This window comes from Nocardia brasiliensis NBRC 14402 (genome assembly GCF_000308475.2).
Classification (GTDB): domain Bacteria; phylum Actinomycetota; class Actinomycetes; order Mycobacteriales; family Mycobacteriaceae; genus Nocardia; species Nocardia brasiliensis.
This window is the reverse complement of the sequence record NZ_BAFT02000001.1, coordinates 62,209-82,592: the sequence shown is the minus strand read 5'-3', so window position 1 is coordinate 82,592 and position 20,384 is coordinate 62,209. Positions and strand designations below refer to the sequence as shown.

At 69.4% G+C, this 20,384-nt stretch carries 17 protein-coding genes; 14 read left to right on the top strand and 3 right to left on the bottom strand.

Annotated elements, in window-relative coordinates; genetic code table 11:
* The 5 genes from TY25_RS00380 to proB form a co-directional block, all read left to right on the top strand.
* Positions 1-2,210, top strand: a 2,210-nt coding sequence (locus TY25_RS00380; RefSeq protein ID WP_042253240.1) for an Rne/Rng family ribonuclease, incomplete at its 5' end; no start/stop codon positions are given.
* A gap of 341 nt (positions 2,211-2,551) precedes the next feature.
* Positions 2,552-2,863: a 50S ribosomal protein L21 gene (rplU, locus tag TY25_RS00375; protein ID WP_014982625.1), complete on the top strand. Its 312-nt coding sequence runs from the start codon at positions 2,552-2,554 to the stop codon at positions 2,861-2,863.
* A 22-nt stretch (positions 2,864-2,885) separates the two neighbouring features.
* A complete protein-coding gene (rpmA, locus tag TY25_RS00370) occupies positions 2,886-3,152 on the top strand; it encodes a 50S ribosomal protein L27 (protein ID WP_014982626.1) in 267 nt (88 codons plus the stop codon).
* A gap of 133 nt (positions 3,153-3,285) precedes the next feature.
* Positions 3,286-4,740, top strand: coding sequence for a GTPase ObgE (gene obgE / locus TY25_RS00365; RefSeq protein ID WP_029899813.1), 1,455 nt, complete (start codon positions 3,286-3,288; stop codon positions 4,738-4,740).
* A gap of 52 nt (positions 4,741-4,792) precedes the next feature.
* Positions 4,793-5,929, top strand: coding sequence for a glutamate 5-kinase (proB, locus tag TY25_RS00360; RefSeq protein ID WP_370466224.1), 1,137 nt, complete (start codon positions 4,793-4,795; stop codon positions 5,927-5,929).
* Positions 5,930-6,472: 543 nt separating this feature from the next.
* On the opposite strand, the gene TY25_RS00355 is transcribed toward proB, so the two are convergent.
* From TY25_RS00355 to TY25_RS00345, 3 genes are all read right to left on the bottom strand, one after another.
* Positions 6,473-7,618 (bottom strand): hypothetical protein, encoded by a 1,146-nt coding sequence (locus TY25_RS00355; protein WP_042253239.1) that lies wholly within the window; start codon positions 7,616-7,618, stop codon positions 6,473-6,475.
* Entirely contained in the window at positions 7,615-7,989 is a 375-nt protein-coding gene (locus tag TY25_RS00350) for a hypothetical protein (protein ID WP_014982630.1), read from the bottom strand. The genes TY25_RS00355 and TY25_RS00350 overlap by 4 nt, the downstream gene beginning before the upstream one ends.
* Before the next feature lie 92 nt (positions 7,990-8,081).
* The gene (locus TY25_RS00345) at positions 8,082-8,786 is read right to left on the bottom strand and encodes an ESX secretion-associated protein EspG (RefSeq protein ID WP_042253255.1); all 705 of its coding nucleotides are present in this window, start codon (positions 8,784-8,786) and stop codon (positions 8,082-8,084) included.
* Between the two features lie 210 nt (positions 8,787-8,996).
* Between TY25_RS00345 and TY25_RS00340 the strand changes: the two genes are divergently transcribed.
* The 9 genes from TY25_RS00340 (at position 8,997) to TY25_RS00300 (ending at position 20,384) form a co-directional block, all read left to right on the top strand.
* Positions 8,997-11,696 carry a phosphoenolpyruvate synthase gene (locus tag TY25_RS00340; RefSeq protein ID WP_042253238.1) on the top strand — a complete coding sequence of 900 codons (2,700 nt, stop codon included), beginning with the start codon at positions 8,997-8,999 and terminating at the stop codon, positions 11,694-11,696.
* Positions 11,689-15,159 (top strand): AMP-binding protein, encoded by a 3,471-nt coding sequence (locus TY25_RS00335; RefSeq protein ID WP_042253254.1) that lies wholly within the window; start codon positions 11,689-11,691, stop codon positions 15,157-15,159. Before TY25_RS00340 ends, TY25_RS00335 begins: the two co-directional genes overlap by 8 nt.
* Positions 15,156-15,425: an acyl carrier protein gene (locus tag TY25_RS00330; RefSeq protein WP_042253237.1), complete on the top strand. Its 270-nt coding sequence runs from the start codon at positions 15,156-15,158 to the stop codon at positions 15,423-15,425. Before TY25_RS00335 ends, TY25_RS00330 begins: the two co-directional genes overlap by 4 nt.
* Positions 15,422-16,513: an SDR family oxidoreductase gene (locus TY25_RS00325; protein WP_042253236.1), complete on the top strand. Its 1,092-nt coding sequence runs from the start codon at positions 15,422-15,424 to the stop codon at positions 16,511-16,513. Before TY25_RS00330 ends, TY25_RS00325 begins: the two co-directional genes overlap by 4 nt.
* The gene (locus TY25_RS00320) at positions 16,510-17,430 is read left to right on the top strand and encodes a nucleoside-diphosphate kinase (protein ID WP_042253235.1); all 921 of its coding nucleotides are present in this window, start codon (positions 16,510-16,512) and stop codon (positions 17,428-17,430) included. Before TY25_RS00325 ends, TY25_RS00320 begins: the two co-directional genes overlap by 4 nt.
* On the top strand, positions 17,427-18,419 hold the full coding sequence (locus tag TY25_RS00315; protein WP_226887475.1) for a ScbA/BarX family gamma-butyrolactone biosynthesis protein: 993 nt from the start codon (positions 17,427-17,429) through the stop codon (positions 18,417-18,419). The genes TY25_RS00320 and TY25_RS00315 overlap by 4 nt, the downstream gene beginning before the upstream one ends.
* Positions 18,416-19,027: a nitroreductase family protein gene (locus tag TY25_RS00310; protein WP_042253234.1), complete on the top strand. Its 612-nt coding sequence runs from the start codon at positions 18,416-18,418 to the stop codon at positions 19,025-19,027. The genes TY25_RS00315 and TY25_RS00310 overlap by 4 nt, the downstream gene beginning before the upstream one ends.
* Positions 19,024-19,938 (top strand): UbiA prenyltransferase family protein, encoded by a 915-nt coding sequence (locus TY25_RS00305; RefSeq protein WP_226887474.1) that lies wholly within the window; start codon positions 19,024-19,026, stop codon positions 19,936-19,938. Before TY25_RS00310 ends, TY25_RS00305 begins: the two co-directional genes overlap by 4 nt.
* Positions 19,939-20,039: 101 nt before the next feature.
* Complete coding sequence (locus TY25_RS00300; protein WP_042253232.1) at positions 20,040-20,384, top strand: hypothetical protein; 345 nt, start codon at positions 20,040-20,042, stop codon at positions 20,382-20,384.

Sequence of the window (20,384 nt, the reverse complement as noted above, 5' to 3'; positions counted from 1 at the left end):
AGGCCAAGCGGCAGCGCAGGCGCGACGGCCGCGAGGCCGGTCGCCGCCGCCCGCCGATCCTGACCGAGTCGGAGTTCCTGGCCCGCCGCGAGGCAGTCGACCGGGTGATGGTGGTGCGCGAGAAGGCGTTCCCGGATCATCCGACCGCGACGCAGGTCGCGGTGCTCGAGGACAGCATCCTGGTCGAGCACTTCGTCACCAGCACCGGGTCCGCGTCCATGGTGGGCAACGTCTACCTCGGCAAGGTGCAGAACGTGCTGCCCAGCATGGAGGCGGCGTTCGTCGACATCGGCCGCGGCCGCAACGGCGTGCTGTACGCGGGCGAGGTGAACTGGGAGGCCGCCGGGCTCGGCGGCAAGGAACGCAAGATCGAGCAGGCGCTCAAGCCCGGCGATCAGGTGCTCGTGCAGGTCTCGAAGGATCCGGTCGGGCACAAGGGCGCCCGGCTGACCACGCAGATCAGCCTGGCCGGCCGCTTCCTCGTGTACGTGCCGGGCGGCACGTCCACCGGGATCAGCCGCAAACTGCCCGACACCGAGCGCAAGCGGCTCAAGGAGATTCTGCGCGACATCGTGCCCAACGACGCGGGCGTGATCATCCGCACCGCGTCCGAAGGCGTGGCCGAAGAGGAACTGGCGCGTGACGTCGAACGCCTGCAGGCCACCTGGCGCACCATCGAGAAGGCCGCCGCGGGCAAGAACGACGGCGCGCCCAAGACGCTGTACGAAGAGCCGGACCTGTTGGTCAAGGTCATCCGTGACCTGTTCAACGAGGACTTCTCCAAGCTCGTCATCGAGGGTGACCGGGCCTGGAGCACGGTCGAGAAGTACATCGGCACCGTCGCGCCGGAGATGCTCGCCCGGGTCGCCCGGCACGAGAACAACGGCGTGGACGTGTTCGAGACCTACCGCATCGACGAGCAGCTCGCCAAGGCGCTCGATCGCAAGGTGTGGCTGCCCTCGGGCGGCACCCTGGTGATCGACCGCACCGAGGCGATGACCGTGGTCGACGTGAACACCGGCAAGTTCACCGGCGCCGGCGGCAGCAACCTGGAAGAGACGGTCACCCGCAACAACCTGGAGGCGGCCGAGGAGATCGTGCGCCAGATGCGGTTGCGCGATATCGGCGGCATGATCGTCGTCGACTTCATCGACATGGTGCTCGAGTCGAACCGGGACCTGGTGCTGCGCAGGCTGACCGAGGCGCTCGGCCGGGACCGCACCCGGCACCAGGTGTCCGAGGTGACCTCGCTCGGTCTGGTGCAGATGACCAGGAAGAAGCTGGGCACCGGCCTGGTAGAGGCGTTCTCCACCACGTGTGAGCACTGCCATGGCCGCGGCATCCTGGTGCACGCGTACCCCGTCGAGCCGTCCTCCGGCGAGGACAGCGCGGGCCGCGGCACGCGGGAAACCGGGTCGCGTCGTCGTCGCGGTCGCGACAAGGGCGCCGCTCCGGCCGCCCCCGCGGCGGCCGCCAACGGCACCGCCCCCGCGGAGTCCGAGGAGGACATCGCCGTCAAGCGGGCCCATCCGGTCGCGCTGGCGATGGCGGCCCACCATGGTGAGGACGCGGCGCACGAGGAGCCGAAGGCGGCCGAGTCGGGCGCGGTCGACGCCGAAGCGGGTTCCGCTGCGGCCGAAGCCGATTCCGCTGGCCACGGCACGGGGGCCGACGAAGCACGCGTGACCGCCGCTGCCGACGAGGTAACCGAGGCGGTCACGACCGAGGCCGTGGTCGCCGTGCCCGCGCAGGACGAGGAGACCGAACCGGCCGAAGTCGTCGAGGCCACGGAGGTCGAGACGCGCGCCGCGGCTCCCGTCGCACCGGAGCCGGTCGCTGCCGAGCCGAAGGTTTCCGAGCCGAAGGTCGCTGAGCCGCAGGCTGCCGAGGCAAAGGTCGCTGAGCCGAAGACCACTGAGCCGCGGGCTGCTGAGCCGAAGACCGCTGAGCCGAAGGCCGCCGAGAATCATGCGGTGACCAACGGCGTGCCGGAGCCGGCGCCACGCACCACCCGGCGGCGTCGGGTGGCCCGCTCGGTGGCCGCGCCCGCCGCGGACAGCAGCGGTGCGGTGTTCGTGCTGCCGACCGCGGACCACGCGCCCGCACCCGCCGTCGACTACACGGCCGATGTCCCGGTCGTGGTGCCGGAGCGCAGGCCGCGGCGGCGTGCGGTCGGGCGTCCCGCGGGGCCGCCGCCGGAAGAGTCGTAACAGCTGATCCGTCAGCCTGATTCGGCCGGTCGCACCCACGGGGTACGACCGGCCGAATCGTTTGCCGGTGGGCGGTTTCGCCGGGGCGCACCGCGCCGCGTAGACCGCGGCCGACCCGGCTGCCTGCGGGCCGAAACCCCTGGCCGCCGAGTTGCTCGCAGGCTGCCGGAGGCCGGATTGTGTCGTTGCCGGGGTGCTCTGGTAACCTTGGTCGGTCGCTGCCTGGCGATGGGCGTTATACCACGCCCCGCGCAGCAAGCCAGCCAAGAACATCTCGCGTCGCGAACTTGCGCCGCGAGAAGAAACATGACTGTACTTATTCGAGTGGAGGAAGCCGACCGATGGCAACGTACGCGATCGTCAAGACCGGCGGAAAGCAGTACAAGGTCGCGGTCGGTGACCTGGTGAAGGTCGAGAAGATCGAGGGTAAGCCGGGCACGTCCGTCTCCCTGGATCCGGTTCTCGTCGTCGACGGGGCAGACCTGACCACCGACGCCGCCAAGCTGGCCAAGGTCTCCGTGGCCGCAGAGGTCGTCGAGCAGACCAAGGGCCCGAAGATCCGCATCCACAAGTTCAAGAACAAGACCGGATACCACAAGCGTCAGGGTCACCGTCAGCCGCTGACGGTCATCAAGGTCACCGGCATCAAGTAAGACATCCCGAGGAGATTCAGCTATGGCACACAAGAAGGGTGCATCCAGCTCCCGGAACGGTCGCGATTCCAACGCCCAGCGACTCGGCGTGAAGCGCTTCGGCGGCCAGAAGGTCAACGCGGGCGAGATCCTGGTGCGTCAGCGTGGCACCCACTTCCACCCCGGCGTGAACGTCGGCCGTGGCGGTGACGACACCCTGTTCGCCCTCGCGGCGGGCGCCGTCGAGTTCGGCACCAAGCGTGGACGCAAGACCGTCAACATCGTCGTCGCGGAGCCGGTCGAGGCCTAGGCCTTACCTCTCCAGACAACAGCCGAGCGGGTCAGGGTCGCAAACCCTGGCCCGTTTTGTGTTTTCCGCAGGCCCCGTGCGTTTCCGGCACAGCCTCAGCCAACGACCAGTCCTGAAGGAGGATGATCGCCACATGTCCAAGTTCATCGACCGTGTCGTACTGCACGTGCGCGCAGGCAAGGGCGGCCACGGGTGCGCTTCGGTGCTCCGCGAGAAGTTCATGCCGCTCGGCGGGCCCAACGGCGGCAACGGCGGCCACGGCGGGAACGTGATCCTCGAGGTCGATTCCAACGTGCACACCCTGCTGGACTTCCACTTCCACCCGCACGCCAAAGCCGGCAACGGCAAGCCGGGCGAGGGCGGTAACCGCGACGGCAAGCAGGGCACCGACCTGCTGCTCAAGGTGCCGGACGGCACCATGGTGCTCGACAACGAGGGCAAGGTCCTGATGGACCTCGTCGGCGCGGGCAACCGCTACATCGCGGCCCGCGGCGGCCGCGGCGGTCTCGGCAACGCCGCACTCGCCTCGAAGGCGCGCAAAGCCCCCGGCTTCGCGCTGCTCGGCGAGGACGGCGAAGAATGCGACCTCGTTCTCGAATTGAAGTCCGTGGCCGATGTCGGCCTGGTCGGCTTCCCGTCGGCGGGGAAGTCCTCGCTCGTGTCCGTGCTGTCGGCGGCCAAGCCGAAGATCGCGGACTACCCGTTCACCACGCTGGTGCCGAACCTCGGCGTGGTGCTCAGCGGGGACACCACCTTCACCGTCGCCGACGTGCCCGGCCTGATTCCCGGCGCGAGCGAAGGCCGTGGGCTCGGCCTCGACTTCCTGCGGCATCTGGAACGGTGCGCGGTACTCGCGCACGTCGTCGACTGCGCGACCCTCGAACCTGGTCGCGATCCGGTGTCCGACGTGGACGCACTCGAAGCCGAACTCGCTGCCTACAAACCGGCGCTCAGCGCCGACGCCGACCTCGGCGACCTGGCCGATCGGCCGCGCGTGGTCATCCTGAACAAGATCGACGTTCCGGACGCCGCCGAGCTCGCCGAGATGGTCACCCCGGAGTTCACCGCGCGGGGCTGGCCGGTCTTCGAGATCTCGGCCGTGAGCCGAGAAGGTCTGCGGCCCTTGACCTTCGCGCTCGCCGATCTGGTGCTGCAGTATCGGGCGGCGCATCCGAAGGCGGCGCCCGCCCGTCCGGTGATCCGGCCGATCGCGGTCAACGAGACCGGGTTCAGTGTCATCGCCGATCCCGAGGAGCCGGGCGGCTTCATCGTGCGCGGCCCGCAGCCGGAACGCTGGGTCAAGCAGACCCAGTTCGACAACGACGAAGCCGTCGGCTACCTCGCCGACCGGCTCGCCCGTCTCGGCGTGGAAGACGAACTGGTCAAACAGGGTGCGGAGCCGGGAGCCCCGGTGACCATCGGCAACGTGACCTTCGAGTGGGAGCCGCAGATCTCGGCGGGCATCGACATGGTGCCCACCGGTCGCGGCACGGATATCCGCCTGGAACAGGACAACCGGATCAGCGCCGCCGAACGCAAACACGCCTCCCGGGTGCGCCGCGGTCTGGTCAAGGACGACGAGGAGTAGCGGCCGGTCCGGTGTCGGTGGATTCGATTGCGGCGCAGGGAGTTCGAGGGCTATGACGGGGAATTCGGGTGTGACCGAAGTGGATTCGGAGCTGAGCGAGGCGCGGCAGGCGATCGCGTCGGCGCGGCGGGTGGTCGTGAAGATCGGTTCCTCCGCGCTCACCAGTCTGGCAGGCGGGATCGACCTCGCGCGGCTCGACCGGCTCGCCGACGCGGTGGAGGCACGGATGCGCGCGGGATCCGATGTGGTGGTGGTGTCCTCGGGCGCCATCGGCGCAGGCATCGCACCGCTCGGGCTCAGCAGCCGGCCGCGTGATCTCGCCACGAAGCAGGCCGCGGCCAGCGTCGGCCAGCTCGCGCTCGCGCACGCTTGGGGCACCTCGTTTGCGCGCTACGACCGCACGGTCGGCCAAGTTCTGCTCAGCGCAGACGATTTCGCGCGCCGCGAGCACCACCGCAACGCACAGCGCACCCTGGACCGCTTGCGTTCGCTCGGCGCGATCGCCGTGGTGAACGAAAACGACACCGTAGCAACCGAAGAGATCCGTTTCGGCGACAACGACCGGCTCGCCGCCCTTGTCGCACACCTCGTCGGCGCCGACGCGCTCGTCCTGCTCTCCGATGTCGAGGGCCTCTACGACGGTGACCCGCGCAAGGGTGCCGCGAACTTCATCCCCGAGGTGCGCAGCAGCGCCGACCTGGACGGGGTGATCGCGGGCAGCGGTGGCGCGCTGGGCACCGGCGGCATGGCGTCCAAGCTGTCCGCCGCCCGCTTGGCCGCGGACGCGGGCGTGCCGGTGCTGCTCGCCGCCGCCACCGCCGCGGACGTCGCGTTGACCAGTGGCACGGTCGGCACCGCGTTCGCTGCCCGCCCGGTTCGCCTGTCCGCCCGCAAGTTCTGGGTCCGGCACGCCGCCGACAGCCGCGGCGCGCTGCTCATCGATGACGGGGCGGCCCGAGCCGTCGTGGCCCGCCGCTCCCTCCTGGCCGCAGGCGTCACCGGCCTGCGCGGCCGCTTCTACGGCGGCGACGTGGTCGACCTCGTCACCACCGACGACCGGATAGTTGCCCGCGGCGTCGTGGCTTACGACAGCACCGAACTCACCACCATGCTCGGCCACTCCACCGCCGAACTCCCGGAAACCATGCAACGCCCCGTAATCCACGCCGACGACCTCGTAAAGGTCTGAGCGGCCCGGCACCGCAACGCGAACCGATCCCACTCCGCGTGGCCTGGTGCCGCGTTTCGGGTGACTGTGCGCGGCGTGGTTCTGCGACTCGGGTGCACGGTCCGGCGTGCGCTGGTCCTACGATTCGGCGCGTCCTGCCCGGCATGCACCGGCACCACGACCCGCCCGCTCGGCCCGACGTGCGCTCTGCTGACGTGAAAACCGTTGCTGCGCCCAAGGTCTGGGTGCGCGACGACCTCGTTGTCTCCACCCGCCGCCGCAGGTCCCGAGGCCGATGATGGCCGACGTCGCCTGCGCCGCGCGCTCGCGGGGCTACGCGCAGAATCGGCGCCGCCGCGTGCATTCGGTGCCCGCGCTCTGCACAACCGCGCTGACTACGTCCGCCCCGAGGCGCTACATTTCGCACTGTTGCGGGGCGGTGGTGCTCGTCGGCCGACTGTTCGACCGGGCCGCCACGGCCGCGCACCCGCCGGTCCGGGTCGACAACGACTCGATGGTGGCACCTGAGCCGCTGGGATACGTGGCGGCCCAGGTGGATTGGGTCTACTTCTGGGACGGGACCACGCCGGGTTGGTTGGTGGTCGACGGGGGTTGCTGTTCGTCTTCCGAGGGAATGGGGCCGGTGACGCCCGGCTGGCCGCCGGGGTCGGGGAGGGTGCCCGGGGGCGGGGGTGGCGGCGCTTGTTGGCTCGGCGGTGCGGGCGGTGGAGCGTCGCGGGTCGGCGGGGCCGGCGGCTCGTGCGTCGGGGGCGGGGGCGGCGGCGCCTGTGTGGTGGGCGGCGGCGGAGGTGCTTGCTGTGTTGTCGGAGGTGGCGCCTGTGTGGTGGGCGGCGCGTCCTGGGTCGGCGGAGCCTGCGTTGTCGGCGGAGCCGGTGTGGGAGAGGGAGATTGGGTGGCCGGCGGCGCGTCCTGGGTCGGCGGCGGAGCCGGTGCGGGGGAGGGCGATTGGGTGGTCGGCGGCGTCGAAGGGTGTTGCGGCGCTTGTGATTCGGGGGACGACGGGGCCTGCGGCTGACCGTTCGGCGGCACCTGCGGTTGTCCGTTCGGCGCGGACGGGTAACTGTCCTGCGGCGTCGACGGCTGCTCGTCCTGCGGGAAGTACTGGGGCGCCTGGCGTTGTTTCGGTGGCGGCGGCGCCGACTGGATCCCGGGCAGCTGCGGCGGAGCGGGAAGCGCCGGAACAGCTTTGCCCGCCGTGCCGTACGCCGGTTTGTACACCATGTTCATGGCCAGCACCGCTTCTTGGCGCAGCGCCTCCTCCGCCATCTGCGCATCGATGACGTGCGCGGCTTCCAGGAGTTTGGCGACGGCTCCGATCGGCCCGGAACCACCGGGCGGCGCGACGGCGATCTTGACCGCCTCGGCGGCCGCGGCGACCCCGCCGAGGCGGGCGCCGACCTGGCCCATGATCGCGGCGAGTTCGTCCACCGACGCGGCGAAGCTGCGGGTGCTGGCGAACGCGGCGTCGGCCGCGGCGCCTTGCCACTCCATCGAATTCATCACCCGGTCGGTGCTGGTGCGGGTGAGCGGGAAGGAGGTGCTGAGCGTGCCCGCCACCTCCAGCCACGCGACCGACGCGCGCAGCACCTCGGCGGCGTCGATCTGCTGGGCCTTGGCGTAGATCTCTTCGTGCCGCATCGACTCGAAGTGCTCCATCGAGCTGATGTAGTCGGGGTCGACGCCGGTCATCGCGGCACCCGGGAGGCGACGGCGCGCAGTGCGGCGGCGTTGGCGGCGTCGGCTTCTTCGAGTAGTCCGCCGCTGATCAAGAACGCTTCTTTCATCCGGTACGCGGCTTCGATGTAGTGATCGAGCAACGCCGCGGCATCTCGCGCTTTGTGATTGAAGCCGGCCTGTAACTGCTGGGCGGAGACGAATCCGCCGAATCCGCCGAGTTCAGCGGCGGATTCGAGGCGCTGTTGCAGGTAGCTCAGCCGTTCGGCCTGCCGCTCGTACATCTCCGCACATTGCCGCGCCGCAGCCGGATCGAACTGGACTGTTCCTGCCTGGGCCGCCTGCTTGAACCGGGTGATATCGGCTCGGCTGGTCTCGATCGTCATCGCACACCCCTGAGATGGTCGGTCCGCCCCAGACTATCCCGAAGCCGAGTATCCGGTCAGCACTGGTCGGCGCTCGGCCGGACCGACCGGCGTCACGGCTGAATGCGTTTCTGCAATTGTGCGGCGATCTGCTCGGCCGAGGCGGGCGTGATGTGGACTTCCTTGCCCGCCCTGATCAGGTACCGCCCGTCGCCTTTGACGTCGATCCAGGTGTAGTGGATGGCCGGCGCGGGCGTGGGCTGGTCGAGGTGGGACTCGATCCGAATGTGGCCCTCCGCGGAGTGCGGCTTCAACAGCAGCTTGCGGATGCGTGGCGCGGTGGGGCGCTGGGCGACCACCACTTCCTCGTCGCGTACCGCCTCGCTGGGCGCGACGCGCGCGGGTTCTTGTCCCGGTGGGGTAGTGGGCAGCAGACCGGCGATCCGGGCCCCCAGCTTGCCGCTGTGCCCGATGGTGAGACGGACCCGGCCACCGAACTCCGGGGTCGAGCCCGGCTCCTGCAGGGCGAGCACAGCGCGGTCGTAGATGGCCGCGGCGAGCAGCCGCAGCTCGCTGCCCGGCGTGTGCGCACCGCCGATGGCCACGATCCTGGTCTGCGGCGCCGCGAGGATGCGCAGACAGGCGCTCAGGTCCGGGTCGGCGCGCAGCGGCAGCCGCTCGTCGAGGGTCGCGCGCAGGCGATCGGCCTCGTCTTCGGTGCGCGGGGTCTCCAGGATCCGCAACGGATACGGGTGCCGATCGAGCTCGGTTTCCCGCCAGACGTGGGCGAACTCGTCCGGAGTGAACGTCCAACTCACCGCCCGAATCACATCCTCACCGAACCCACCGACGCTGCTCGTAGCCTAGCGGTCGCGGTGCGGTCGGCGCACCGAGCACCTAGGATTGTGGGCTAACAATGCGGTGATTTCTCGGATATATCCAAACAACCCCTATTTGTTTTTGCTCGGCTAGCCCGTGTCGCAGCGCCTTGCTGCGATGCGCTGACCCAGGGGTGACGGGAGGAATCCGTGCACGTGCTTGGACCATGGACCGATACCGCGACGATCGCCGAGCTCGGCGGCGGCAAAGCGCGGGGCCTGCATAGCCTGGGGCAGTGCGGGTTTCGAGTCCCGGACTGGACCGTGCTCGGTACCGACGTCTTCGCGCGGTTCCTCGCCGACAGCGCGCTGGCCCAGACAGCGGACACCATCGTTTCACTCGATGATCTCGATACCGCCCTCACCGTCGCGGCCACGTTTCGAGCCGAAATCGCTGCGAAACCGTTGCCGCCGGATATCGCTGAACTGGTCGCCGAGGCTTATCGGCAGCTGGATAGCGGGGCGATTGCGGTGCGCTCGTCGGTGGTCGCCGAGGACGGCCCGGATCACTCGTACGCGGGCCAGTTCGACTCATTTCTGAACGTCAACGGCCTGGACTCGGTGCTGGACCGGGTCCGCGACTGCTGGGCGTCGGCCTTCTCGGAGCGGTCGCTGCGCTATGCGTTCGCGAACAAGCGACCGCCCGCCGCCGGTGTCGCGGTGGTGCTGCAACGGCTGGTCGCCGCGCGGGCCAGCGGCGTCCTGTTCACCGCGAATCCGATCAGCGGCGCCCGGGACGAGTTGGTGCTCAGCGCGGTCTACGGACTCGGCGAGGGGCTGGTGTCCGGTGCGGTGGACGCCGACTCGGTGGTGGTCGACAAGAGCTCGGGCACGGTGCTGGAGTCGGTGCTGGGCGAGAAGGAGCAGTCCTACACGGTCACCGCCGATCAAGGTTACACGATCGATCCGGTCGAGCCCGCTCGACGCGAACAGTCCGCGCTCACCCCCGCCGAGATCGCCGAGATCGCCGAACTGGGCGCGAAATTGGAGGTCGAGTTCGGCGCGCCGCAGGACGTGGAATGGGCGATCGACGGCGCGGGCCTCTGGTTCCTGCAGGCGCGCCCCATCACGACGGCGCTGGCCAGTGCGCCACCCGGCGCGGTGTTGCGCGGGGCGGGCGAGGTGGTGCCCGACGGTGAGCGCCGAATCTGGGACAACTCCAACATCATCGAGAGTTTCAGCGGTATCACCTCGCCGCTCACCTACACCACCGCCGCCGATATCTACGGCCGGGTGTACCACGGCTACGCGCGCTCGCTGCGCGTGCCGAGCGCGCAGGTGCGCCAGACCGAACAGTGGACTCCGGTGCTGCTCGGCTACTTTCACGGCCGGGTGTACTACAACCTGCTGCACTGGTATCGGATGGTCGGCATCGCACCGGGCTACCCGCTGAACCGCAAGGTGCTCGAGGCCGCGCTGGGCGTGGCCGAGCCGCTGCCCGACGATGTCGCGAAAACCTTGCGGCCGTTCACCTTCGGCAACCCGCTGGCCCGCCTGCGGTCGCGGACCGTGACCACGGTGACCTACCTGCGCCGGCTGTTCGGCATCGACGAGCTGGTCGAGCAGTTCATGACGGACTTCTACCGCGTCTACGACGAATACGACGCGATCGACTACACCGCGCTCTCCGGTGCCGAAGCCTATGCGGCCTACCGGAAGGTGGACCGCGATCTGGTCGAGCGCTGGGGACCGCTGATGGTGCTCGACGCCATCCTGTTGACCTGTACCGGCTTGATGTTCCTGCTCACCAAGCTGTTCCTGCCGAAGGCCCCGGAATGGTTCCTGTACGCGGTGGTCGGCCCCGGCGCCGACGTCGAGTCCGCGGAACCGGCCCGCGCGATGAAGGCGCTGGCGGACGCGGCCCGGGTCGACCCGGAATTGACCGCGCTGGTGAATTCGACTGCGCCGGAACAGATCTACCCCGCACTGGCCGATCACCCGGAGTTCCGGGCGCAGGTCGATGCCTATATCGATCGCTACGGATACCGGAGCCTGGACGAGCTGAAACTGGAAACGCCGGACCTGCGCGAAGATCCGGCGAGCCTGTTCGTCATGCTGCGCAGCGCGCTGCCCGACGCGCCGCTCGGGCATCGTGACGAAGCCGAGGAGTACCTGGACGCCCATCTGCGCGGTTTCCGCCGCCGGATCTATGAACGGTTGCGCGGCAAGGTGTCTCGTTGCGCGGCGCATCGAGAACGGTTGCGGTTCTGCCGGACCCGTGCGTTCGGCATGGTCAAGCGGATGATCCGGGCGATGGGTCGTGACCTGGCCGCCCGCGGTGTGATCGACGAGTTCGCCGACGTGTTCTACTTGACCGTGCAGGAGTTGCGCGGCTGCTATGACGGCGCCGATACCGCCTCGATGCGTGAGCTCGTCGCCGCCCGGAAGGCCCAGCGCGCCAGGGATGCCGGTTTGGTGGCGCCGGATCGCTTCGTCACGGTCGGTTCGGCGTTCGGCCGGGCCGAACTCGCGCAACAGGGTTGGGTGCCGGTCACCGACACCCCGGCGGCAACGGCGGGGACCGTGCTGCCCGGCACGCCGTCGGCCTCGGGCATCGTGGCGGGGGCCGCGGTGGTCGTGGACGAGCCGCGCGACGTCGCGGGTGGCATCCTGGTGGCCTATCGAACCGATCCCGGTTGGGTGGCCGCGCTGCCCTCGGCGGCGGCGCTCGTCATCGAGCGCGGCAGCCCGCTCACCCATGTGGCGATCGTGGCGCGGGAACTGGGCGTGCCCACGGTGGTCCAGGTCAAAGACGTCACCAAAGTGATACGGACCGGTATGCGGATCCGGGTCGATGGCACCAATGGCACCGTAACCGTGCTGGCCGAAGGAGATGACCACGATGCGTGACGACAAAGATGTTGCCGCCGTACGTAATTGGCTAGCCGAACCCGCGACGGGGGCCGGCATCCACCTGGCCGACGAGGCGGACGGCTGGGAATATCGCAGCTATGCCGAGCTCGCCGAATCGACCTGGTCGATCGCGGCGTTGATGCGAGCGCACGGCATGAGCAGTGGCGACGGCGCGTGCGTGATCATGCCGACCGGATTCCCCTGCGTCGCCGCGTTCTACGCGGTCTGGGCGTGCGGCGGGGTGTTCACGCCGGTCGCGCCGCCGATGTTCGGCGATCTCGAGCAGATCATCGCGCACATCGCGGGCATCCTGAGTCAGGCGCAGCCGCGGCTGGTGGTCACCTCGGTCGAGTTCGAGCAGCTCGTGCGCCAGGCGGCGACGGCGGCCGGGCGCACCGACGAGCCCTTGGTGATCAACGCCTCGGCGCTGCCCGAATGCCCGCCCGAGCAACGGGTATTCGGCGAACCCGACGAGTGTGCGCTGCTGCAGTTCACTTCGGGCTCCACCGCCGCCCCGCGCGGGGTGCGGGTGAGCTGGCACAACCTGGCGAACAACATCGCGATGATCTCCGCGCTGGTCGAGTGGGAGCCGGGCGAGGCGATGGTCTCGTGGCTGCCGCTCTATCACGATATGGGTCTGGTGGGTGCGTTCCTGACCACCGTCACCAATCAGGGTGATCTGTACCTGATGCGGCCGGACCAGTTCGTCCGCGATCCGGTGCGCTGGTTGCGCGCGATGGCGCACGCCCAGCATTCCCCGTCGCCGTCGTTCGCGCTCGGCTATGTGGCACATCGGGTTTCGCCCGCCGAGATCGCCGATCTGGACCTGTCCGGCTGGCGCACGCTGGCCGTGGGATCCGAACCGGTAGAGGTGGCCGATCTCCAGTCCTTCGCCGAACTCGCCGGACCGCAAGGCTTTTCGATGAGCGCCTACACGCTCGCGTACGGGCTGGCGGAGTCGACGCTGATGGTGACCTCGTCGGCGCGCCATCGTCCGATCACCGCGCTGCGGATCGATACGCCGACACTGCGTTTCGGCGAGCCGGTCACCGTGCTGGAGGAGCGGCTGCTCGACGACACCCACCGCGTCGAGGGCGCGGGCTGGATCACCGGGCTCGGCTACTCGACCCCGGAATCGACCGTCACCGTGGTCGACGACGAAGGCCGTCCGCTGCCGGACGGCACGCTCGGCGAGATGGTGGTGATCGGCGATTCGGTCGCGCTGGGCTACTCCGACGAATCCGCGTCCGCGTCCACCCGGATCCTCGACGGTGCGCTGTATTCCGGCGACGCCGGATTCCTGCACCGCGGTGAGGTTTTCGTGCTCGGCCGGATGGGGTCGAGCCTCAAGGTGCGCGGGCGGTCGGTGTTCATGGAGGACATCGAATCCCGGGTCGCGCAGGAAACCGGCATCACCAAGGGCAAGCTGGCCGCGGTCGCGATCACCGAGCCCGGTGCCCAGGGCATCGCGCTGTTCGCCGAATCGAAACCGGGCGATTGGATCGCCGAAGCTCGCAAGATCATTCGCAGCGAACTCGGCCCAGCGCAGACGGTCACCGTCGTCACCGGCCCGCGCGGCATCATCCGTCGCACCTCCAGCGGTAAACCGCGCCGTCGGCACATGTGGGAGCAGTTCCGCGGGGGTGCACTGGCCGACGCGGTCGCCCACGAAGAACAGGTCGGCGGCGATGCCGGGACGGTCCGCGCGTCAGCCGACCCGGACCTGCCGGTGCCGACCATGGCCCTCGACCGGGCGGTCCAACTGCTGGACAAGGCGCTGGACAGCGTTGCCGTGCCGCGGGATTCGACGGTGCTGTTCGAGGGGTCGCTGGCCGAGGGTTTCGGCAACGACGGGTCCGATGTGGACTTCCTGGTGCTCGCGCCCGGCGACGACGAACTGCCCACCCTGCCGACGGTGCTGTTCATCGACGGCCGCCGGGTGGAGGTGCGGACCCGCTCGGCTGCCCAATTGCGCAGGCAGCTTGAACAAGTCGCGCACGCCACCAGCGTGCCCGACCTGGACGAGGACCTGCTCAATCGATGTCAGCGGTTCCTGCGGGCCACCGTGGTCCGGGCCGGCAGCCAGGACGTCGGTGAATTGCGGGCACTGCTCCCGCATGCCGCGTTCACCGCCCTGCTCGCCGAATGGTGGCACGACCGCGCCCGGCATGCGCTGCGGTACGCCGTCGCGTTGCGGGCGCTGCATGCCCGCGACGAGGCGGTCGAGTGGGCCCGCGACGGTTTGCTGCAGGCGATGAAGGGCTGGGCGGCGCGCCAGGGCGAAAGCTACGTCGAGACCAAATGGCTGCCGCGCCAGCTGGATCGGATCGGTGCCGACGAGCTCGTGGACCGTTACCGTGCACTCGCCGATCCAGCCGCATGGGCAACCGGAGACAGCCGCGACGGCGGCGACGTGCGGCCCGACACCCCGGCGGGCGAACTGTCCGAGGACGAGACCTGGGCCCGGTTGTACGCGCTGGCCGGGGAACTCGGCGTGACCGGCGTCGTCGATGATCCCGACCAGATCCTGTTCGCCCGGATGCCCGAGGTCACCACCTGGCAGATCGGTCCGCGCGTGCACGTCATGCGGGACAGCAGCGAGGTTTTCGTGCTCTCCGACGACGCGGCGCGGGCGTGGCGCTCGGTGGTGTTCCGGCATTCGATCGCCGCGGTTCTCGGTCGCGCACAGCACGACGGCACCGCCGCCCTGGCCGAGTTCCTGCGTCTCGGTTTCGTCGGCCTGCAATGGCGTGGTGGCGAAGTGCTCACGCCCGCTTTGGCGCTCTGTAAACGGGTCAGACCGCACACGCCAGTGCCGTCCGCGATATCGCCCGCGCTCGGCGTGACCGGGGCGGTACGCGAGGCGGCGGTCGCGACGCTCTCGCCGCTGCCCGCGCGCCGGTTCACCGAGTGCGCGTTGAACCTGGTGTGGTCGAACATCGTGCTGGAGAACGCCAGAGAGGACCTGGCGGGCGCGCTCAAGAACGCGCAGGGCGCGGTCGCCGAGATCGCCGCGCACCGGATGATCGCGATGGCCGTGCGGGTGGCGTTGTCCGCCTACGGTATTCACCCGCTGCCCGCCGACGTCGCCCCGTCCTCGACGCTGGCTCGGCTGCTGCCGTCGGCTTCCCCGCACCGGGACGAGCTGCTCGCTCGGCTGGAATCGGCCCGGCGGGTACGGTTCTCACAGCTCGTGGACGATGGTGACACGCTGGCCGGGCTCGCTGTGCTGGACGAATTCGTCACGCTGGTACGTTCGGTGGCCGCCGACCCGGCCGCGACCGGCTTCCCCGCCTCCTTCGACTCGCGGGAGCAGTGGCGTCGCACGCTGGCGATCGGCTACGACTGGCTGCGCATCGCCGGCTATCTGAACACCGAACTGCCCTTGGACGAGGCCCGCGACCTGCTGGCCTCCGGTGGGCAGCAACCGCATCTACGCGACGAGGAGGTGCAGGCATGACCGCCGTGGCCGACGCCGCCGTGGCCGAACGGGTCCGTGGGCTGATCCAGCGGATGGCCCCGGACGCGCAGGCAGCTGCAGAGGACAGTCAGCGGCTCATCGAGGACCTGGGCTTCGACTCGCTGCGCCTGATGGAGCTGACCGTGGTGCTGGAGCGCTCCTTCGACCTGCCCCGCTACCGGCCCGAGCAACTCGTCGGCGTGCGCCGCGTCGGCGAGGTCATCACGCTGGTCGCCGGGACATTGGCCGCGGAGGGACGCGCATGACCGGGCGGGACACGGTATTGCTCACCGGCGCCTCGGGACTGGTCGGTGCGGAGGTCCTCGCCCGGCTGTCCGCCGCGAGCCGCCCGGTTGCCGCGGTGCTGCACAGCAATTCGCGGATCATCCGCAACGACGGCACCGTGCTCGGCGCGGGCCGCGCGGTGGCCGGTGATATCCGGGCGCCGGGATTCGGCCTGTCCGAGCCGGATCGGGCCGATCTGGCCGACCGCGTCGGCATCATCGTGCACTCCGCGGCGACCACGGCGTTCGACGCCTCGGCGACCGACTACGACGAGCTGAACGTGCAGGGCACCGCCAACGCGATCGAGCTCGCCCGCGCGTGGGACGTCCCGTTCGTCCACGTCAGCACGGCCTACGTGTGCGGCGAACGCAGCGGCACCGTCGGTGAGCACGACCTCGACGCGGGGCAGTCGTTCGGAAACGGCTACGAGCAGAGCAAGTTCCGAGCCGAGCAGCTGGTGCGGGCCGCGGGGGAGCAGGGCCTGCGCTGGGCGATCGTGCGGCCGGGCATCGTCACCGGCGCGAGCGGCACCGGCGTGATCCGCGAATACAAGAACCTCTACACCGTCGTCAAACTCATGGTCGAGGGCAAGCTGCGCTCGCTGCCCGGCCGATACGACGCGACGCTCGCACTGGCTCCGGTCGATCACGTCGCCGACGTGATCGCTGCCGCCGTACTGGATTTCGATTCCGCGCACGGGCGCACCTTCCACGCCGTGGGCCGGGACGCGCTGTCGCTGCGGGAGGTCTCCGACGTGCTGGCCGAGTACCCCTCCTTCGAGGTCGCGACGTTCGTGCCCGCCGGCACGTTCGACGAGCACGATCTCGACGGCATCGAGCGCGAGTACTACCGGCGCATCGGTGTGCTCTACACCAGCTATTTCCGCCGTAAGTTGCGCTTCGCCACCGCGAATGCCGAAGTGCTGCTGGGTAAACCCGCGCCCGCGAGTGGTAAGGAGTATCTGCGCTTGCTGTTGGACTACTGCCTGGAATCCGGTTATCTGGGCATGCCGCTGCCTTCGATCGAAGAAGTGCTGGCGGGCAACGACTTCGGCGGGGCGGACCGATGAGCCCGTCGCTGGAGCAACTGCTCACGGAGCTGACCCCGCAGCCGGAGAAGGTGACGGCCTACGCCGCCGACACCTACCTGTTGGAGACGGTCGACCAGCTCGATCGACTCGGCGTGGACGCCGCGAAGTTCGCCCGCGAGCATTCGCTGCTGTTGCTCAAGCCCGACGCGATCGTCGCCAGGGCGGTCGGGCCCACCCTGAAATGGCTGGCCGACAACGACTTCCAGGTCGTCTCCGCGTTCCGGGTCGCGGTGGACCGGCATCTCGCCCGCGCGCTGTGGTATTTCGCCTGGAACATCGCCTCGCCCGAACGCCGCACGCTGGCCGACCTGTTGGTCGGCATCTCGGACGTGCTGGTGCTCGTCGTCCGGGGCGAGGACGGGGCTTTGCCGGTCTCGGTGCGTCTCACCGAGGCCAAAGGGCCCACGGATCCGCGTAAACGCGAAGCCGGCCAGCTGCGATACCTACTCGGTAGACACAACTATTTACTCAACCTGGTGCATTCGCCCGACGACCCCGCCGACGTGCTGCGGGAGCTCGCCATCTACCTGGGCGAGCAGCGGCGGGCGACGGTGATCGCGCAGGCGGGGACGGGCGAGGATCGCTCGGCCGAGGCGCTCGCGCTCACCAATGGGCTCTACACGCAGGTCCCCGCACGCAGTTTCGATCGCGCGGAGGCGACCGAGCAGATCCTGCGTGACCTGGCACGGGCCGGTGCGCCGGCCCCCGACGACTTCGACCCACAGGCGGACGACGAGTGCGCGCGGCTGCTGTATGCCGCGTGGGCCGATGGCCGAGAACTCGATCCGTGGTCGGTGATCGTGCTCGGGTCCTATGTACTCCCGATGCGGGCCGGCACCCAGCAGCAGACGCTGCGACCGGTATCCGCCGAAGACTGGCAGGAGGGACGACCGTGACGGCAAATGTGGAAGCGGTGAAAACGGCAACCCATCTACGCACCATCTCGCGCGAGCTCGCGCATCGGTGCGCGGTGTCCGAGGTGTTCGTCACCTCGCTGGACGCCGTCGCCGAACACGAGTTCGTGGCCGGTGCCCAATTACCGCGGATGCACGCGTATTACAGCGACCACGCCGGGACGCTGGGTTTGCGCCACGATCCGCTGCTGGTGATGGAGGCGGCCAGGCAGGCCGCGATCGCGCTCAGCCACGAGTTCTACGGCGTCCCCGCCGAAATGGGGTTCATCGTACGCACGTTCAACGGCACCGGCGCGGACACCGCGGCGTGGACGGTGGGCACCGCGCCCGCCGACCTCGTCATGCGGGTGCGGGTGCCGCGCAGGCACGTGCGCGGTGACACGCTGCACGGCCTGGACATGGTGCTCGAAATCGACTGCGGCGGCGAGTCGATGATGACGGTCGACGGATCGTTCTCCTGGGTGACGCCACGGCAGTGGGCGGCGCTGCGCTCCGCCTTCCGCACGAGCCTCGAGCTCGGACCGTACGTCGGGGCGTCCGCGCTGGGGGATCGCGCCGCCGCCGCCGTTGTCGGCCGCGAGAATTGGCGCAACGTCGTGATCGGACCGCCGCAGCTGGACGGCAATACCGCTCGTGCGACGCTCGTCCCGGACCTGGGACATCCGTTCCTGTTCGATCACGAGCTGGACCACGTGCCGGGGAGTCTGCTGATCGAGGCGTGCAGGCAGACCGCGTTGGCGATGGTGTTGCATCGGGCTCCGCAATTGGAGTGCGTCGGAAGCTCTTTCGAGCGGTTCGTCGAGTTGGACCGGCCCGCGGAATGCGTCGCGGAGATCACCGGACAGCAGGCCGATCGCACGGTGATCCACTGCGAGATCCGGCAGGCCGATGCCGTGGCGGCCGAGATCGATCTCGAATTCGCCGACGACGAGCTGGCTTTCGGCGCCGGGCGACCGGAGGCAGGTCGTTGACCGGTACCGACCTGCTCACGACGACCCGGTCCACCCGCCGCCGCCTCGATCTGTCCCGTCCGGTCGATCGGGGAGATCTACTGGCGTGCTTGGACATCGCGGTGCAGGCGCCGAGCGGCAGTAACCGGCAACCGTGGCGATTCCTCATCGTGCAGGACGGCGAGACCAAGCGGCAGATCGGGGAGTTCTACCGCAAAAGCTTCGCCGCCAACATGTCCGGCCGTACACCGCGGCCCGACCAGCTCGGTGATCTCGCGTCCGGTCAGTACCTCGCCGATCATCTGGCGGAGGTGCCCGCGCTGGTATTCGTCTGCTCACTCGGCCGTCCGCCCGAACCCGCCTCGCCGCCGCGGCTGGCTAGCTTCTACGGATCGATCTATCCGGCGGTGTGGAATTTCATGCTGGCCTTGCGGGAACGTGGGCTGGGTTCCTGCCTGACGACGGCGCACCTGGCGTACGAGCGGGAAATCGCGGAGCTGCTGGGGATTCCGTACGCCGAGGTGACGCAGGTGGCCATGGTGCCGGTCGCGCACCTGCTGCCCGGGCGGGACCGGCCGGGACGGCGCACGCCCGCCGCCGAGTTGACCAGCTGGGATCGGTGGGCGTGACCAACCCACTGGTCTCGGTCGCGCGGATAGCGCGGTTCGCCGCGGTGATGTACAAACCGCACTATCTGCTGTACGGCGTGCTGTGGGTGCTGGCCTTGGAAGGCACGGCTTCGCTGGTGACACAGCCGGATTCGGCGTGGCGGCCGACCGGTGCCACCGTCGTCCGGATCGTCGTCGTGGCGTTCGTGCTGCTGTACCTGCGCATGGTCGACGAGCAGAAGGACCTCGAGTACGACCGGGTGCACAATCCGGACCGGCCGCTGGTGACCGGGGCGGTGAGCGCCGTGGAGCTGCGGATCGCGATGGGCGTCATCGCGGCCGGCGCGATCGCGGGCAGCCTGGCGCTGTCCGTCGGCTCGGCCGTGATGATCGCGGTGGCAATGGCTTACGGGCTGGCGCTGTGGGGCCTGGAACGCGGGTTCCGCACGGTGCGCGACGCCATCATGGTGAACCTGATCGTCACGTATCCGGTGCAACTGCTCGTCACCGGCTACGTGGTGGTCTCGGCCATCGACACCGGCGAGGTGCGGGCGCACTGGCAGGCCGCGGCGGTCGCCGTCATCTTCGCGGGCGCGTTCCTGCAATTCGAATTCGCCAGGAAGACTTCGCGGGAACGTCGTCCCGGCGAGATGCTGTACTCGAATGCGCTGGGCGCCAACGGGAGTGTCGCGGCGATGCTGTTGTGCGCGGTGGTCGCGGTGCTGTGCGATATCTTGCTGGTCCGGCCATGGGATTTCCCGGCACCCGGGTCACTGATCGCGTGGGTGCCGATGGTTTTGCTGGTGCTGCCCGGGTTCGGCGCGTGGAAGTTCCTGCGCTCGGCGCGGATCGACTATCCGTTCGGGCCCGCCGTGCTGTTCATCCTGACGCTGTATCTCACCCTGGTCGCGCAGGCTTCGATCCTGCCGTAGCGAACTCGTGCCGGTGCGCCTCGTCGTGTCGGCCGCCGTTCCGGTGCGACACCAGGGACGATCGGAGCTTCGGGCGATGTAACGCGGAGGAAAGGATTGCTGTGAGGACCCTGCTGCGGCGTATCGGTGGAGGCGGCTGTCTGGTCACGCTCGCCTCCGGGCTACTGATCGCGGGTTCGGGGTCTGCGCATGCAGATCCCGCCGCGTGCTACGTCGAGCCGGGGGTCACCGACGCCGTCGCGCGGTGCCACGACGGTGACGGTGCGTCCGCGCTCGAGGTCGAATGCCTCGGGTTGATGACGCCCAGCACGCCCGACGGCCAGATCTTCGGCGCCTACTCGGGCACCGCATCGGTGCCGTCCGCGGTCGGCCAGCCGATGCGCGCGTCCTGCATCTCCGACGACACCCTCGGCATCACCACGCGGGCTTTCGTGACGCCGAGGTAA

Excerpts from the sequence above, each read along its gene's own strand:
- rplU (WP_014982625.1), top strand. The coding sequence starts at position 2,552 with ATGGCAACGTACGCGATCGTCAAGACCGGCGGAAAGCAGTACAAGGTC.
- rpmA (WP_014982626.1), top strand. The coding sequence starts at position 2,886 with ATGGCACACAAGAAGGGTGCATCCAGCTCCCGGAACGGTCGCGATTCC.
- obgE (WP_029899813.1), top strand. The coding sequence starts at position 3,286 with ATGTCCAAGTTCATCGACCGTGTCGTACTGCACGTGCGCGCAGGCAAG.
- proB (WP_370466224.1), top strand. The coding sequence starts at position 4,793 with ATGACGGGGAATTCGGGTGTGACCGAAGTGGATTCGGAGCTGAGCGAG.
- TY25_RS00355 (WP_042253239.1), bottom strand. The coding sequence starts at position 7,618 with ATGACCGGCGTCGACCCCGACTACATCAGCTCGATGGAGCACTTCGAG.
- TY25_RS00350 (WP_014982630.1), bottom strand. The coding sequence starts at position 7,989 with ATGACGATCGAGACCAGCCGAGCCGATATCACCCGGTTCAAGCAGGCG.
- TY25_RS00335 (WP_042253254.1), top strand. The coding sequence starts at position 11,689 with ATGCGTGACGACAAAGATGTTGCCGCCGTACGTAATTGGCTAGCCGAA.
- TY25_RS00330 (WP_042253237.1), top strand. The coding sequence starts at position 15,156 with ATGACCGCCGTGGCCGACGCCGCCGTGGCCGAACGGGTCCGTGGGCTG.
- TY25_RS00325 (WP_042253236.1), top strand. The coding sequence starts at position 15,422 with ATGACCGGGCGGGACACGGTATTGCTCACCGGCGCCTCGGGACTGGTC.
- TY25_RS00320 (WP_042253235.1), top strand. The coding sequence starts at position 16,510 with ATGAGCCCGTCGCTGGAGCAACTGCTCACGGAGCTGACCCCGCAGCCG.